The sequence below is a fragment of the Kitasatospora sp. NPDC057965 genome (genome assembly GCF_042887135.1).
In the GTDB taxonomy this organism is placed as follows: Bacteria; Actinomycetota; Actinomycetes; order Streptomycetales; family Streptomycetaceae; genus Kitasatospora.
In genome coordinates, this window is record NZ_JBHVPZ010000005.1 from 114,705 (window position 1) to 128,890 (window position 14,186).

14 protein-coding genes and 1 pseudogene are annotated in these 14,186 nt (G+C 73.3%); 12 read left to right on the forward strand and 3 right to left on the reverse strand.

What is annotated here, in order from left to right:
• The first annotated feature begins 162 nt into the window (after nucleotides 1-162).
• The 12 genes and pseudogenes from ACFVVU_RS08200 to ACFVVU_RS08255 all read left to right on the forward strand — a co-directional run bounded on the left by ACFVVU_RS08200 (nucleotide 163) and on the right by ACFVVU_RS08255 (nucleotide 11,263).
• A complete protein-coding gene (locus tag ACFVVU_RS08200; RefSeq protein WP_387788757.1) occupies nucleotides 163-2,223 on the forward strand; it encodes a discoidin domain-containing protein in 2,061 nt (686 codons plus the stop codon).
• A 135-nt stretch (nucleotides 2,224-2,358) separates the two neighbouring features.
• Complete coding sequence (locus tag ACFVVU_RS08205; RefSeq protein ID WP_380286405.1) at nucleotides 2,359-2,766, forward strand: YciI family protein; 408 nt, start codon at nucleotides 2,359-2,361, stop codon at nucleotides 2,764-2,766.
• 8 nt (nucleotides 2,767-2,774) lie between these two features.
• On the forward strand, nucleotides 2,775-3,935 hold the full coding sequence (locus ACFVVU_RS08210) for an RNA polymerase sigma factor (protein ID WP_380679994.1): 1,161 nt from the start codon (nucleotides 2,775-2,777) through the stop codon (nucleotides 3,933-3,935).
• 146 nt (nucleotides 3,936-4,081) lie between these two features.
• Nucleotides 4,082-4,573, forward strand: coding sequence for a VOC family protein (locus ACFVVU_RS08215; protein WP_380679958.1), 492 nt, complete (start codon nucleotides 4,082-4,084; stop codon nucleotides 4,571-4,573).
• A gap of 135 nt (nucleotides 4,574-4,708) precedes the next feature.
• Entirely contained in the window at nucleotides 4,709-5,176 is a 468-nt protein-coding gene (locus ACFVVU_RS08220; RefSeq protein WP_355363373.1) for a MarR family transcriptional regulator, read from the forward strand.
• A gap of 232 nt (nucleotides 5,177-5,408) precedes the next feature.
• The gene (locus ACFVVU_RS08225) at nucleotides 5,409-6,614 is read left to right on the forward strand and encodes an MFS transporter (protein ID WP_387788758.1); all 1,206 of its coding nucleotides are present in this window, start codon (nucleotides 5,409-5,411) and stop codon (nucleotides 6,612-6,614) included.
• A 49-nt stretch (nucleotides 6,615-6,663) separates the two neighbouring features.
• Complete coding sequence (locus ACFVVU_RS08230) at nucleotides 6,664-7,086, forward strand: heme-binding protein (RefSeq protein WP_387788759.1); 423 nt, start codon at nucleotides 6,664-6,666, stop codon at nucleotides 7,084-7,086.
• The gene (locus tag ACFVVU_RS08235) at nucleotides 7,083-7,430 is read left to right on the forward strand and encodes a nuclear transport factor 2 family protein (RefSeq protein WP_380679967.1); all 348 of its coding nucleotides are present in this window, start codon (nucleotides 7,083-7,085) and stop codon (nucleotides 7,428-7,430) included. The genes ACFVVU_RS08230 and ACFVVU_RS08235 overlap by 4 nt, the downstream gene beginning before the upstream one ends.
• 15 nt (nucleotides 7,431-7,445) lie before the next feature.
• Complete coding sequence (locus ACFVVU_RS08240) at nucleotides 7,446-8,276, forward strand: aldo/keto reductase (RefSeq protein ID WP_387788760.1); 831 nt, start codon at nucleotides 7,446-7,448, stop codon at nucleotides 8,274-8,276.
• Between the two features lie 141 nt (nucleotides 8,277-8,417).
• Complete coding sequence (locus ACFVVU_RS08245; protein ID WP_387788761.1) at nucleotides 8,418-9,431, forward strand: TIGR03571 family LLM class oxidoreductase; 1,014 nt, start codon at nucleotides 8,418-8,420, stop codon at nucleotides 9,429-9,431.
• Between the two features lie 77 nt (nucleotides 9,432-9,508).
• The gene (locus tag ACFVVU_RS08250) at nucleotides 9,509-10,051 is read left to right on the forward strand and encodes a DinB family protein (protein WP_387788762.1); all 543 of its coding nucleotides are present in this window, start codon (nucleotides 9,509-9,511) and stop codon (nucleotides 10,049-10,051) included.
• A 181-nt stretch (nucleotides 10,052-10,232) separates the two neighbouring features.
• Nucleotides 10,233-11,263, forward strand: a pseudogene (locus ACFVVU_RS08255) (medium chain dehydrogenase/reductase family protein).
• Between the two features lie 327 nt (nucleotides 11,264-11,590).
• Here ACFVVU_RS08255 and ACFVVU_RS08260 read toward each other — a convergent pair.
• Genes ACFVVU_RS08260 through ACFVVU_RS08270 form a run of 3 tightly spaced genes read right to left on the reverse strand, consistent with a single transcriptional unit; the run spans nucleotide 11,591 to nucleotide 14,148 of the window.
• On the reverse strand, nucleotides 11,591-12,391 hold the full coding sequence (locus ACFVVU_RS08260; protein ID WP_387788763.1) for a thioesterase II family protein: 801 nt from the start codon (nucleotides 12,389-12,391) through the stop codon (nucleotides 11,591-11,593).
• 42 nt (nucleotides 12,392-12,433) lie between these two features.
• On the reverse strand, nucleotides 12,434-13,609 hold the full coding sequence (locus ACFVVU_RS08265) for a cytochrome P450 (protein ID WP_380679985.1): 1,176 nt from the start codon (nucleotides 13,607-13,609) through the stop codon (nucleotides 12,434-12,436).
• Nucleotides 13,606-14,148 carry a nuclear transport factor 2 family protein gene (locus tag ACFVVU_RS08270; RefSeq protein WP_387788764.1) on the reverse strand — a complete coding sequence of 181 codons (543 nt, stop codon included), beginning with the start codon at nucleotides 14,146-14,148 and terminating at the stop codon, nucleotides 13,606-13,608. Before ACFVVU_RS08270 ends, ACFVVU_RS08265 begins: the two co-directional genes overlap by 4 nt.
• Between the last annotated feature and the right edge of the window lie 38 nt (nucleotides 14,149-14,186).

A 14,186-nucleotide genomic window follows, 5' to 3' on the forward strand; every position in this document is an offset into this window, starting at 1 on the left:
TGGAACGGCCGGTTCTGCCAGCGCTATTGACGAAATGTCCAACAGTGGCGATTCTCGTCACACCGAGTACGCGGGACCCGGCGGCCGGTCCGGCTGCGGTGCCGCGCCGCGGGCGACCGGGCGTCGACCGCGTCGTCCGCCCGTCCGGAACCGGGGTTCCCCATGAGCCGACTCCCCCACGCACGCCTCCGATTCGCCACCCTGCTCGCCGCGCTGCTCGCCCTGGTCGCCGCCGCGCTCGCCGCCCCGGCCCAAGGGGCGGGCTCCACCGACTGGTGGGACCCCGTCGCCCGGCCGGCGCCCGACGCCGCCATCGGCGTCACGGGCGAGCCGTTCACCGGCACCGACGCCCAGGGCCGCGTCCGCGGCTTCGTGGACGCGCACGACCACATCCTGGCCAACGAAGCCTTCGGCGGCCGTCTGATCTGCGGCAAGGCCTTCTCCGAGGCGGGCGTCGAGGACGCCCTCAAGGACTGCCCGGAGCACTACCCCGACGGCTCGCTCGCCCTCTTCGACATGATCACCAAGGGCGGCGACGGCAAGCACGACCCGGTCGGCTGGCCCACCTTCGCCGACTGGCCCGCCCATGACTCGCTGACCCACCAGCAGAACTACTACGCCTGGGTGGAACGCGCCTGGCGCGGCGGCGAGCGAGTGCTCGTCAACGACCTGGTGACCAACGGCGTGATCTGCTCGGTCTACTTCTTCAAGGACCGCAGCTGCGACGAGATGACCTCGATCCGCCTTCAGGCGCAGAAGAGCTGGGAGATGCAGGCCTACGTCGACCGCATGTACGGCGGGCCGGGCAAGGGCTGGTTCCGGATCGTCACCACCGGCGCACAGGCCCGCGAGGTGGTCCGGCAGGGCAAGCTCGCCGTCGTGCTCGGGGTGGAGACCTCGGAGCCGTTCGGCTGCAAGCAGGTGCTGGACGTCGCCCAGTGCGGCCAGGCGGACATCGACCGCGGTCTCGACGAGCTGTACGGGCTCGGCGTGCGCAGCATGTTCCTCTGCCACAAGTTCGACAACGCGCTGTGCGGGGTGCGGTTCGACGAAGGCTCGCTGGGCGCGGCGATCAACGCCGGCCAGTTCCTGTCGACCGGCACCTTCTGGCAGACCGAGCAGTGCACCGGCCCGCAGCACGACAATCCGATCGGCCTGGCACCCGCGCCGGCCTCCGTCCAGAGCCGGCTCCCCGCAGGGGTGGCGCCGCCCTCGTACGCGGCCGGAGCGCAGTGCAACACCCGCGGACTGACCGAGCTGGGCGAGTACGCCCTGCGCGGGATGATGCGGCGCGGCATGATGCTGGAGCTCGACCACATGAGCGTCAAGGCGGCCGGGCGGGCACTGGATGTGCTGGAGTCCGCGTCGTACCCGGGCGTGCTCTCCTCGCACAGCTGGATGGACCTCGGCTGGACGGAGCGGGTCTACAAGCTCGGCGGCTTCGTCGCCCAGTACATGAACGGCGCGGAGGCGTTCAGCGCGGAGGCGAAGCGCACCGACGCGCTGCGCGACAAGTACGGGGTCGGCTACGGCTACGGGACGGACATGAACGGCGTGGGCGGCTGGCCCGGTCCGCGCGGGGCCGGGACCGCGAACCCGGTGCGCTACCCGTTCCGCACCGCCGACGGCGGCTCGGTGGTCGAGCGCGCCACCGCCGGCAGCCGCACCTGGGACGTCAACACCGACGGCGCCGCGCACTACGGCCTGGTGCCGGACTGGATCGAGGACATCCGGCAGGTCGGCGGGCAGGGCGTGGTCGACGACCTGTTCCGCGGCGCGGAGTCCTACCTCACCACCTGGGGCGCCGCCGAGCGGTACCGGTCCGAGGTGAACCTCGCGGCGGGCGCCACCGCCTCGGCGAGCTCGGCCGAGTGGAACCCGTTCACCGACTTCGGGGCCGCCCGGGCCGTGGACGGCAACGGATCCAGCCGCTGGGCCAGTGACTGGAGCGACGACCAGTGGCTGCGGATCGACCTGCCCGCCACCACCCTGGTCGGCCGGGTCACCCTGGACTGGGAGCGCGCCTTCGCCCGGGCCTACCGGATCGAGGTGTCCACCGACGGGACGACCTGGCGGACGGTGTGGTCCACCGCCTCCGGCGACGGCGGTCTGGACACCGCGCGGTTCCCCGCCGTCCCGGCCCGCCAGGTGCGGATCCACGGCGAGCAGCGGGCCACCTCGTGGGGGTACTCACTGTACGAGGTGGGCGTCCACCGGAGCTGACGCGCCCGGGCGCGGCCGGGCGGGAGGAATTCCTCGAAAAAGTTCCGGCGGTGGTGTCGAGAAGCGGCGGACGGCTCCGTCCCAGGGTCGAAGGCGGCCACAATGGGCCGCACGAACTGCGAGGAGAGGGTCACCATGGCCAAGTACCTGCTGCTGAAGCACTACCGCGGCGCCCCGGAGGCGGTCAACTGCGTGCCCATGGACCAGTGGACCCCGGAGGAGATCGAGGCGCACATGCAGTACATGCGCGACTTTGCGAACCGGCTGGAGAAGAGCGGCGAGTACGTCGACGGCCAGGCGCTCGCCCCCGAAGGGGCGTGGGTCCGGTACGACGGCGAGGGCCGGCCGCCGGTCACCGACGGCCCGTTCGCGGAGACCAAGGACCTCATCGCCGGCTGGATGGTGATCGACGTCGACAGCTACGAGCGCGCCGTCGAGCTGGCCGGCGAGCTGTCCGCCGCTCCGGGGGCGGGCGGGCGGCCGATCCACGAGTGGCTGGAGCTGCGCCCGTTCCTCGCCTTCTCGCCGACCATCACGGAGTGACCGCACCCGTGGACGAGGCCCTGCTGCGCAGCCTCACCCCGGAGGTGCTCGCCGTCCTCGTCCGCCGCGGAGCCGACTTCGCGGCGGCCGAGGACGCCGTCCAGGACGCCTTGGTGGAGGCCCTGCGGGTGTGGCCCGCGGGGCCTCCGGCCGAGCCGAAGGGGTGGCTGGTCACCGTGGCCTGGCGCAAGTTCCTCGACGCGGCCCGGGCGGACTCCGCCCGGCGCCGCCGCGAGGACCGGGTCGAGGAGGAGCCGGCCCCCGGGCCGGCCCCCGCGCTCGACGACACGCTGCGGCTGTACTTCCTGTGCGCCCACCCCTCGCTGACGCCGGCCTCGGCGGTGGCGCTCACCCTGCGCGCCGTCGGCGGGCTCACCACCCGCCAGATCGCCCGGGCCTACCTGGTGCCCGAGGCGACCATGGCGCAGCGGATCAGCCGGGCCAAGCGCACCGTCTCCGGTGTGCGCCTCGACCGGCCGGGCGACGTCGCGACCGTGCTGCGGGTGCTCTACCTGGTGTTCAACGAGGGCTACTCGGGCGATGTCGACCTCGCCGCCGAGGCGATCCGGCTGACCCGGCAGCTGGCGGCCCGGGTCGACCACCCCGAGGTGGCCGGGCTGCTCGCCCTGATGCTGCTCCACCACGCCCGGCGGGCCGCCCGGACCGCCCCGGACGGCAGTCTGGTGCCGCTCGCCGAGCAGGACCGCTCCCGCTGGGACACCGCGGCGATCGCCGAGGGCGTGGCGATCCTCCAGGCGGCCCTCGCCCGCGACCGGCTGGGCGAGTTCCAGGCGCAGGCGGCCGTCGCGGCGCTGCACGCGGACGCGCGGACGGCGGAGGAGACGGACTGGGTGCAGATCGTCGAGTGGTACGACGAGCTGCTGCGGCTGACCGGCAGCCCCGTCGTGCGACTCAACCGCGCGGTGGCGGTCGGCGAGGCGGACGGGCCGCGCGCCGGGCTGGCGGCGCTGGCGGAGGTGGACGCCGGGCTGCCGCGCCGCACGGCGGCGGAGGCCCACCTGCGCGAGCGGGACGGCGAACTGGCGACGGCGGCGCGGCTGTACGCCGAGGCGGCCCGCGAGGCGCCCAACCTCGCCGAGCGGGACCATCTGACCCGCCGGGCGGCCCGGCTCAACACCGCGCTCGCGGCGGACCGGGGGCAGGAGTGAGCGTGCGCGCCGGCCCCCCGCGGGCGAGTTGCGACCGCCCCGGTCCCCGGAAGAATTGAGCGCGGACGGCTCTCCGGGGACCGGCCCGCCCGTGCCGGCCGGCGCCACCCCGCACGAGGAGGGCCGCAGGACGAAGGGGATGCCCCATGACCGTTTCCAGCACCCCGGTCAACCTCACCCGCGCCGCCCACGTCGGCATCTCGGTCTCCGACCTGGACGCCTCGATCGCCTTCTACACGGCCCTCACCGGCCGGTCGCCGGTCGCCGAGGGAACCATGCACAGCGTGCCGTTCGGCAGGTCGCAGGGGCTGCCGGTCGCCAAGCTCCGCTACGCCACGATCAACCTGGACAACAGCCTCGGCATCGACCTCATCCAGTTCCAGGAGCCGGTGGGCGAGCGGACCGGCGGGGTGGCGAACCGCCCCGGCTCGATGCACCTGTGTCTGCGGGTCGACGACTTCGACGCGGTGTACCGGCGGATGAAGGAGGCCGGGTACGACTTCCTCGGCGACGACTACACGTTCATCGCGGGCGAGGTCACCCCGGAGGCGGCCCTGGGTACCAAGGTCGCCTACTTCAACGACCCCGACGGCACCAATCTGGAGATCATCCAGCCGGAGGGCGGCTTCGCGAGCTGAACTTCCGCGGCCGGGCGTGTGGCGAGCGTGCAGCCGAGCACGAGATACTTGCACTAGCCGCATATAGGCCCTAGCCGGTATTCGCCTTCATGGCTTACCCTTGGGTACAGCCACATTCGGAAGGAGACCGGCCTCATGACCGCTACGGACCCCGCGCTCACCGCCCTGGCCAGCGGCTGGGGTGCGCTTTCCCTCCTGCACGGCAGGATCGAGTCGCACATCGAGCGCGCCCTGCAGTCCAAGCACGACCTGAGCGTGCGGGAGTACTCACTTCTCGACGTCCTCAGCCGGCAGCACGACGGCGAGGGCGGCCACCTCCAGATGAAGCAGGTCGCCGACGCGGTCGTGCTCAGCCAGAGCGCCACGACGCGACTGGTCACCCGCCTGGAGGACCGCGGCCTGCTGGCCCGCTACCTCTGCCCCACCGACCGCCGCGGCATCTACACCAATGTCAGCGAGGAGGGGCTGAAGCTGCTGGAGGAGGCCCGGCCGACCAATGACGCCGCGCTGCGCGAGGCGCTCGGCGAGGCCGCGCGCAATCCCGAGCTGGCCTCACTGGTGGAGGCCGTCGAGGCCGTGGAGACCCCGGCGCGCCTCGGCTAGCCACCCGACCCCGCCTCCCCCGACCGGCCCCAGCACCTCGCTGGGGCCGGTTTTTGCATGCCCGACCCCCCATCCCGGCCCGGCGACCCCCGCAGCCCCGGCCCGACGACACCATGTGATCGCCGACATCCAGAGAACGACCACAGCCCGCGCTTGCACTTATAGCGCGCCTGCAACTATTGTGAAGACACGCAAGGAGCTCACTCAATCAATCACAGAAGGGTCGAGCCCAATGCCTCTCGCACTGCTCGCTCTGGCCGTCGGCGCTTTCGGCATCGGCACCACCGAATTCGTGATCATGGGCCTGCTGCCCGAGATCGCCGCCGACTACGGCGTCTCCATCCCCACCGCGGGCCTGCTCGTCACCGGCTACGCCCTCGGCGTCGTCCTCGGCGCACCGCTGCTGACCGTGCTCGGCACCAAGGTCAGCCGCAAGCGGATGCTCATGCTGCTGATGGGCCTGTTCGTGCTCGGCAACCTGGTCTCGGCCCTCGCCCCCTCGTTCGGCATGATGCTCGCCGGCCGCGTGGTCGCCTCGCTCGCCCACGGCGCGTTCTTCGGCATCGGCTCCGTCGTCGCCGCCGACCTGGTCGCCCCGGACAAGAAGGCCGGCGCCATCGCCACCATGTTCACCGGTCTGACCATCGCCAACATCGTCGGCGTGCCGCTCGGCACCTACATCGGCCAGGCCGTCGGCTGGCGCATCACCTTCGCCGGTGTCGCCGCGCTCGGCATCGTCGGCCTGCTCGGCATCGCCAAGCTCGTCCCCGCCATGCCCCGGCCCGAGGGCGCCCACCTGCGCCGCGAGCTGACCGCCTTCCGCAACCCGCAGGTCCTGCTCGCCATGGCGATGACCGTGCTCGGTTTCGGTGGTGTCTTCGCCGCGATCACCTACATCGCCCCGATGATGACCCAGGTGGCGGGCTACTCGGACGGCGCGGTCACCTGGCTGCTGGTCCTCTTCGGCATCGGGATGTTCCTCGGCAACCTGCTCGGCGGCAAGTACGCCGACCGCAAGCTGATGCCGATGCTCTACACCACCCTGGGCGGCCTCGCCGTCGTCCTGGCGCTGTTCACCCTGACCGCGCACAACAAGGTGCTGGCCGCGATCACCATCATGCTCGTCGGGGCGCTCGGCTTCGCCACCGTCCCGCCGCTGCAGAAGCGGGTGCTCGACCAGGCCCACGGGGCGCCCACCCTGGCCTCCGCCGTGAACATCGGCGCCTTCAACCTCGGCAACGCCCTCTCCGCCTGGCTCGGCGGCATGGTCATCGCCGCCGGCCTCGGCTACACCTCGCCGAACTGGGTCGGCGCCGTGCTCGCCGCCGCGGCCCTCGTCCTCGCCATCTGGTCCGCCGCCCTGGAGCGCCGCACCCCCGTGACCGCGACCGCGGCACCGGCCGACCCCGTCGCCGCCGCCGTCCCGGTCCACCACTGACCGTCCCACCCTCCCCGTCCGGCCCCCTCACCTCAGGAGAACCACCCCCATGAGCACCACCACCGTGACCCCGCTGACCACCGCCGACGCCGAGACCCTGATCACCGCCGCCCGCGCCGCCGCCGAAGCGGCCGGGGTCCCGGTCAGCGTCACCGTCCTCGACGCCGGGGGCCACCTGCTCGCCTTCCGGCGCGACGACCGGGCCGTCCTGATCTCCGGCGAGACCAGCACCCGCAAGGCCTACACCGCGCTGCAGCTGAACGCCCCGACCGCCGACCTGGTCGACCTGGTCAAGCCCGACGGCCCGTTCCACTCGCTGCCGACCGCGCTCGACCGTCCGCTCCTGTTCATCGCCGGCGGCATCCCCGTCCACCGCGACGGCCGCCTCGTCGGCGCCATCGGCCTCGGCGGCGGCGCCCCGGAGCAGGACCACTCCTTCGCCACCGCCGCCCTCCAGGAGCTGGAGCGGTGAGCCGCACCCCTCGCGAGGTCTTCGCCGACCACGGTGAGCGCCTGGGCACCGGCGACCTCGACCACATAGCGGGCAACTACACCGAGGACGCCGTCCTGATCACCCCCGACGGGGAGTTCCGGGGCCATGACGGGGTCCGGCAGGTGATCGGCCGGCTGCTGGCCGACCTGCCGCAGGCCGAGTGGTGGCTGACCCCGCAGTTCGCCGGCGAGATCCTCTTCCTCCGCTGGGCGGCCGCCACCGGCACCCACCGGGTCGCCGACGGCACCGACACCTTCGTCTTCCGCGACGGCCTGATCAGTGCTCAGACCGTCCGCTACACCCTCAGCAACCGCACCGACTGAAAGACCGGTACCACCATGAACGCCCCCACCGTCCCCACCGTGAAGCTCAACAACGGCGTCGAGATCCCCCAGCTCGGCTTCGGCGTCTTCCAGGTCCCGGACGACCGGACCACCGCCGCCGTCGCCAGCGCCCTGGAGGCCGGCTACCGCAGCATCGACACCGCCGCGATCTACGGCAACGAGGCCGGCGTCGGCCGGGCCCTGGCCGAGGGCGGCGTGCCGCGCGAGGACCTGTTCGTCACCACCAAGCTGTGGAACGCCGACCAGGGCTACGACGCGACCCTGCGCGCCTTCGACGCCAGCCTCGCCAAGCTGGGCCTGGAGACCGTCGACCTCTACCTGATCCACTGGCCCACCCCGGCCCGCGACCTCTACCTCGACTCCTGGCGGGCCATCGAGCGCCTCGCCGCCGACGGCAGGATCCGCGCCGCCGGTGTCTCCAACTTCCAGCCCGCCCACCTCCAGCGCCTGCTGGACAACAGCGAGCTCGTCCCGGCCGTCAACCAGGTCGAGCTGCACCCCGGCCTCCAGCAGGCCGAGCTGCGCGCCTTCCACGCCCGCCACGGCATCGCCACCGAGGCCTGGAGCCCGCTCGCGCAGGGCGCCGTCCTGGACGACCCGGCGATCACCGCGATCGCCGAGCGCACCGGCAAGTCGCCCGCTCAGGTGGTGCTGCGCTGGCACCTGCAGCTGGGCAACATCGTGATCCCCAAGTCGGTCACCCCGGCCCGCATCCGCCAGAACCTCGACGTCTTCGACTTCGAGCTGACCGACGCGGACATGGACGCGATCGGTGCGACCGACCGCGGCCTGCGCACCGGCCCGCACCCGGACCAGTTCAACTGATCCTCCCGACGCCCCCGCTCCACCACCGGCCGACCGACCGGGGCGGAGCGGGGGCGTCCCCCGTTGCCGCTCCGCCCGCTCCCACCGCTCGCCCGCACCCCCGCTCGCACACCCGCCCGCACCGCCTCGGAAGGATCCGCCATGGCCTCCGCCCACCCCGCCCTCGCCCGCATCGCCCCCGGCGACGGACGGCTCACGATCGGCCTCGAACTGCCCCTGGACAACGACTGGGGCCCCGAGCGCGGACGCGCCGACCGCGCCGCCGGCCTGCCGTTCGGCGTGCCCGACCTCACGGCGCACACCGAGCGCGCACGGCTGGCCGACCGGCTCGGCTTCGCCGCCCTGTGGCTGCGCGACGTCCCGCTCTACGACCCGCTCCAGTTCGGCGACGCCGGCACCGTCTTCGAGACCTTCACCCACCTCGGCCACCTCGCCGCCGTCACCGAGAACGTCGTCCTCGGCACCGGCGCGACAGTCCTGCCGCTGCGCGAGCCGCTGCTGGTCGCCAAGGCCGCCGCCACCGTCGACGTGCTGTCCGGCGGGCGCATGCTGCTCGGCCTGGCCAGCGGCGACCGCCCGGTGGAGTACCCGCTGTTCGGGCGCGACTTCCAGTCCCGCGGCGCGGCGTTCCGCGAGGGCGTCGAGACCCTGCGCGCCGCCTGGCGCGGCGGGCCGCTGGAGCTGCCCGCCGTCGGCCTCGGCGCGGACCGGCAGCTGGAGGTGCTGCCGCGGCCGGTGCACCCGGCCGGGATCCCGATCGCCGTCGCCGGCGGCGCCCAGCAGACCCCGGAGTGGATCGCCGAGAACGTCGACGCCTCCCTCAACTACCCGCGCGAACTGGGCGCGCTGCGGATCAGGGCCCGGGAGTGGCAGCAGCGGACCGACGGCGCCAAGCCGTACCTGACGCCCATGGTCCTCACCCTCCAGGAGGACCCCGACGCCCCGGCCACCCCCATCCGGCTCGGCCTGAGCACCGGCCGCAACGCCCTGGTGGAGCACCTGAAGGCGATGGCCGGTCTCGGCGTCTCCCATGTCTCGTTCAACCTGCGCCCCAACGACCGGCCGATCGAGGAACTGCTGCACGAGCTCGCCGAGCACGTGCTGCCGAACTTCCCCACGCCCGAGGCCGCCCCGGCAGTCGAGGACAGGATCTGACCTATACGGCTCCTATCGTGGAACACGTCGGACGGCGACGGACCGTCGAGAACGCAACACCCCACGGAGGTACGGACATGAGCGACACCACGGCCACCACCGCCCCTGCGATCACCGGCGAGCGGGCCGACCTGCTGGAGCAGCTCGCCATGCAGCGCCACTACCTGCGCCACACCACGCGCGACCTGACCGACGAGCAGGTCGGGCTGCGCACCACCGCCAGCGAACTGTGCCTGGGCGGCCTCATCAAGCACGTCTCGGCCGTCGAGCGGGCCTGGGTCGACTTCATCCTCGAAGGCCCGTCCGCGATGCCCGACTTCACCAGCATGACGCAGGCCGAGCAGGAGAGGTGGACGGGAATCTTCCGGATGCTGCCCGGCGAGACGCTGGCCGACGTGCTCGCCGAGTACACCGAGACGGCGCGCCGCACGGACGAGCTGATCGCCGCCCTGCCGGACCTCGAGGTCTCCCAGCCCCTGCCGCCGGCGCCGTGGTACGAGCCCGGCGCCCGCCGCTCGGCCCGCCGGGTGGTGCTCGGCATCATCGGCGAGACCGCGCAGCACGCGGGCCACGCCGACATCCTGCGGGAGTCCCTGGACGGCGCCAAGTCGATGGGCTGAGCACCCCCGACGGCCCGCCCCCGACAGCCCGCCCCCGGCGCGTGTCCCGTGACGCGCGCCGGGGGCGTCGCGGCCGCACCGCGGAGTTAGAGGCTCTCACTGAAGTTGTTGACACTCACAAAGGTAGGAGTTACAACTTATAACGAACGCAAAAGCCTCTAGGGAACAGGAGGGTGCGGCCATGAGTGACCTGCGCCTGCTCGAAGTCGTCCTGCCGGGTGTGGTGGCCCGGAGGGGCTGGAGATCCGCCGGGGCACGGTGCCGGAGCCCGGCCGGGGCCAGGTCGTGATCGGCGTGGAGGCGACCGGCGTCTCGTTCGCCGAGCAGCAGATGCGCCGCGGGCGGTACTACGACCAGCCGCCGTTCCCCTTCGTCCCCGGCTACGACCTGGTCGGCCGGGTCCTGGCCACCGGCGAGGGCGTCGACCCGGCCCTGACCGGCCGGCGGGTGGCGGCGCTGGTGAAGACCGGCGGGTGGGCCAGCCATGTGGCGCTCGACGCCGCGGACGTGGTGCCCGTGCCGGACGGCCTCACCCCGGCCGAGGCGGAGGCCGTGGTGGTCAACGGCATCACCGCCCGGCAGATGCTGCACCGGCTGGCCCGGGTGCGCCCCGGGCAGACCGTGCTGGTGCACGGCGCGAGCGGCGGCGTCGGCTCGGTGCTGGTCCAACTCGCCCGCACGGGGGGCGCGTCGGTGATCGGCACGGCCTCCGCCCGGCACCACGACGCGCTGCGCGAACTGGGCGCCGTCCCGCTCGACTACCGGACCGGTGACGTCCCCGCCCGGGTGCGGGAGCTGGCGCCCGGCGGAGTGGACGCGGTGTTCGACCACGTCGGCGGGCGCAGCGTGGTCGACTCCTGGCAGCTGCTCGCCCCCGGCGGCACCCTGGTCGCCTACGGCAGCGCCTCCACCCGGGACGACACCGGCTCCAAGCAGTGGCCGGTGCTGAAGATCCTGGCCCGCACCTGGTTCTGGAACACCCTGCCCAACGGGCGCCGCGCCCACTTCTACAACATCTGGGCGGGCCGCGCCCTGCGCGCGGACGGCTTCCGCGCCCGGCTGCGGGAGGACCTCACCGAGGTCTTCGACGCCGTCCGCTGCGGCGAGGTCTCCGCCCGCGTCGCCGCCGAACTCCCGCTCACCAGCGCCGCCGAGGCGCTGCGCCTGGCCGAGTCCGGAACGGTGAGCGGCAAGGTGGTGCTGATCCCCTGACGCCCTCACCGTCGCACCGGCCGGCCCCGTGTCGCCGCTGGTGCTCGGCCACGGCCGGCCGGACTCGTTCCGGCGCTACTCGAAGGTGTGACCGCGGCGCCCGGGACGCGCTTGCGCTTCCCCCGGCCGGCCATCGGGGAGCCTTCCACCGGCGGTGGCGGATCGACCGGTGGGTGGCGCCGTTCTCCGGAAGAACGGCGCCACCGGCGGTCCCGTGCTGGGACGCACGAGGTACGGACGGCGGCCACCGGGGCCGCACCCGGTCCGCGAGCCGGGTCCGGCACAGGTGTTACCGGACCACTCCGTTCCCGCTCCCCTCGCCCCGGATCAGCGGGCGCTCTCCGCCGTTCCGGTGCGGAAGACCGTGAGGGAGTCGGTGAGCGCCCTGGTCACCGGTCCCTGCTGGGAGCTGAGGAAGAAGTGCCCGCCGGGAAAGGTCCGGAGCCGGAACCCTCCGGCGGTGACCTCCGTCCAGCGCTCCGCCTCCTGCCGGGTCACCTGCGGGTCGGCGTCGCCGGTCAGCACCGTGACCGGGCAGCGCAGGGGCGGCCCGTCGCGGTGGACGTGGGTCTCGACCGCCGTGTAGTCGGCGCGCAGGCACGGCAGGATCATCCGCCGGATGTCCTCGTCGTCCAGGAGCGTGCTGTCGGTGCCGTTCAGCTGCTGGATCTCGGCGAGGATGCCGGCGTCGTCGCGCAGGTGCACGGTCTCGTGCCGCGTGGTGGTCGGCGAGCGGCGGCCCGAGACGATCAGGCCGAGCAGGTCGACGGCGCGCTCGGCCTCCAGCCGGCGGGCCGTCTCGTAGGCCAGGACGGCGCCCATGCTGTGTCCGAAGAACACCAGGGGCCGCTCGGTGCGGGGGCGCAGCACGGCGCAGATGGCGTCGACGAAGGCGTCGACGGTGTCCAGGCAGGGTTCGTGGCGGCGGTCCTGCCGGCCCGGGTACTGGAGGCAGAGCACCTGCGTCCGCGGCCCGAGCGCGCCGGACAGCGGCTGGAAGTAGCTGGCGGAGCCGCCGGCGTGCGGGAAGGCGACCAGGGTGACGGCCGCCTCGGGGGCCGGGCGGTACTGCCGCAGCCAGCGTCCGCTCAGCTCCGCGAGGTCGGGGTCGAGGCCGGGGTCGGGCATGGGAGGGGGATCCGTTTCTCGTGGTGGGACCGGTCCGGCCGGTCAGCCGGCGAAGCGCAGCGGCAGCTCGGTGAGCCCGCGCAGGAAGTCCGAGCGGTGCCAGGTCAGCCGCCCGGGCGGGACGGCGAGTTCCAGGCCCGGGAAACGGGCCAGGACCTCGGTCAGCGCGACCCTGATCTCCTGCCGGGCCAGCTGGTGGCCGAGGCAGAAGTGCGGGCCGTGGCCGAAGGCGAGGTGCGCGGTGGTCGGGCGCAGCAGGTCGAAGGAGTGCGGGTCGGCGCGGACGGCCGGGTCCCGGTTGGCGGCCGACGGCAGGAAGCGGACCAGCTCGCCCTTGCGGACGTTCACGCCATCGATCTCGATGTCGTCGAGCGCCACCCGGTTGGTGGTCGACAGCAGGGAGCCGCGGTAGCGCAGCGCCTCCTCGGTGGCGCCCGCCACGAGCTCCGGGTCGGTCCGGAGCGCGGCCAGCTGATCGGGGTGTTCGAGGAGTTCGAGGAGTGCGCTGGAGATGACGTGGGCGGTGGTGACGTGTCCGGCGAACAGCAGGACGGAGCAGAACCCGACGAGCTCCTCCCGGGAGAGCGCCTGTCCGTCGTCCAGCCGGGCGCCGACGAGCTCGCTCAGCAGGTCCTCGGTGGGTTGTCGGCGCTTCGCCTCGACCAGGTTGGTGCAGTAGGCGGCGAAGGCGTCCGTCGCGGCCTGGCGGACCGGCGCCGAGGGCGAGTCCATGTTCTTGACCCGGCTGTGGAACACCTCGCGGTCGGCCGACGGCACGCCGAGCAGCTCGCAGATGACCTCCAGCGGGAAGGGGTTGGCGAAGGCGGAGACGAAGTCGGCCTCCCCCTCGGCGGGAAGGCCGTCCAGCAGGCCGCGGGCGATCTCGGTGAGGCGGGGTTCCAGCGAGCGCACCGCGCGGGAGGCGAAGGCGGCGCTGACCAGCCGGCGGTAGCGGGCGTGCTCCGGATTGTCCTGTTCGAAGAGGACGATCGGGGCGTCCGGGATCTGCGCGGCCTGCGGCGCGTGCCGGTGGAGGTCGCTGGAGAGCCGGGGGTCGCCGAGCAACCGCCGGGCGGACTCGGCGCCGAGGACGGTCCACGCCTCGGTGCCGTCGGCCTGCCGGGCGCGGATCACCGGGTGGCGGCGGGCCAGCTGCCCGAGCTCGCGTTCCGCGTCGGGCAGGGAGGAGATCTGGACGAGGTCCAGGACGGGGATCATGCCCGACCCTCCGGTCCGTCCGGGGGGGTGGCGGTGACCCGGGGGAGGTCCCGGAGCCACAGGTGGCGGCTCGCGATGCGCCAGCGGTCCCCGTCCTTCTCCAGCAGGTCGACGTACGAGCCGCTGCGGCCGATCTCGTGGCTGCCGTCGTCGAGGGCGAAGGTGACGGAGAGCAGCGAGCGCGCCTCGGCGGTGTTCCCGTCCGAGCGGACGACGACCGTGTTGCCGGTGAGGTGGCGCTGGTGGGCGCCGCGTGTCTCGGTGTGGTGGCGGTACAGCGCGGCCATCGCGAAGACGATCCGCTCGCGGGTGGTCACCGACGGCGGGAAGCCCTCGGGGGCCGGGGTGAAGGTGAAGCTCGCGTCCTCGGTGAACAGGTCGCCGAGGGCTTCGAAGTCGCCGGAGTCGTAGTACAGGCTGTAGGCGGCGATGACGTCCTGGATGGCCGCCCGGTCGGCGAGGAACGCCGCGTCGAGGTGGCCGGTCGAGCCGGGTGCCGGAAGCAGCGGGGCGGGCGTGGGGGCGGTGGTCCGGGGCATGGGTGATGATCCCTTCGTCGGTCGTACGGTCCGTCGGC

Coding starts and splice junctions, on each gene's coding strand:
- ACFVVU_RS08230 (WP_387788759.1), top strand. CDS start 6,664: ATGAGCACCACCACCGTGACCCCGCTGACCACCGCCGACGCCGAGACC.
- ACFVVU_RS08240 (WP_387788760.1), top strand. CDS start 7,446: ATGAACGCCCCCACCGTCCCCACCGTGAAGCTCAACAACGGCGTCGAG.
- ACFVVU_RS08215 (WP_380679958.1), top strand. CDS start 4,082: ATGACCGTTTCCAGCACCCCGGTCAACCTCACCCGCGCCGCCCACGTC.
- ACFVVU_RS08260 (WP_387788763.1), bottom strand. CDS start 12,391: ATGCCCGACCCCGGCCTCGACCCCGACCTCGCGGAGCTGAGCGGACGC.
- ACFVVU_RS08200 (WP_387788757.1), top strand. CDS start 163: ATGAGCCGACTCCCCCACGCACGCCTCCGATTCGCCACCCTGCTCGCC.
- ACFVVU_RS08265 (WP_380679985.1), bottom strand. CDS start 13,609: ATGATCCCCGTCCTGGACCTCGTCCAGATCTCCTCCCTGCCCGACGCG.
- ACFVVU_RS08250 (WP_387788762.1), top strand. CDS start 9,509: ATGAGCGACACCACGGCCACCACCGCCCCTGCGATCACCGGCGAGCGG.
- ACFVVU_RS08270 (WP_387788764.1), bottom strand. CDS start 14,148: ATGCCCCGGACCACCGCCCCCACGCCCGCCCCGCTGCTTCCGGCACCC.
- ACFVVU_RS08225 (WP_387788758.1), top strand. CDS start 5,409: ATGCCTCTCGCACTGCTCGCTCTGGCCGTCGGCGCTTTCGGCATCGGC.
- ACFVVU_RS08220 (WP_355363373.1), top strand. CDS start 4,709: ATGACCGCTACGGACCCCGCGCTCACCGCCCTGGCCAGCGGCTGGGGT.
- ACFVVU_RS08245 (WP_387788761.1), top strand. CDS start 8,418: ATGGCCTCCGCCCACCCCGCCCTCGCCCGCATCGCCCCCGGCGACGGA.
- ACFVVU_RS08205 (WP_380286405.1), top strand. CDS start 2,359: ATGGCCAAGTACCTGCTGCTGAAGCACTACCGCGGCGCCCCGGAGGCG.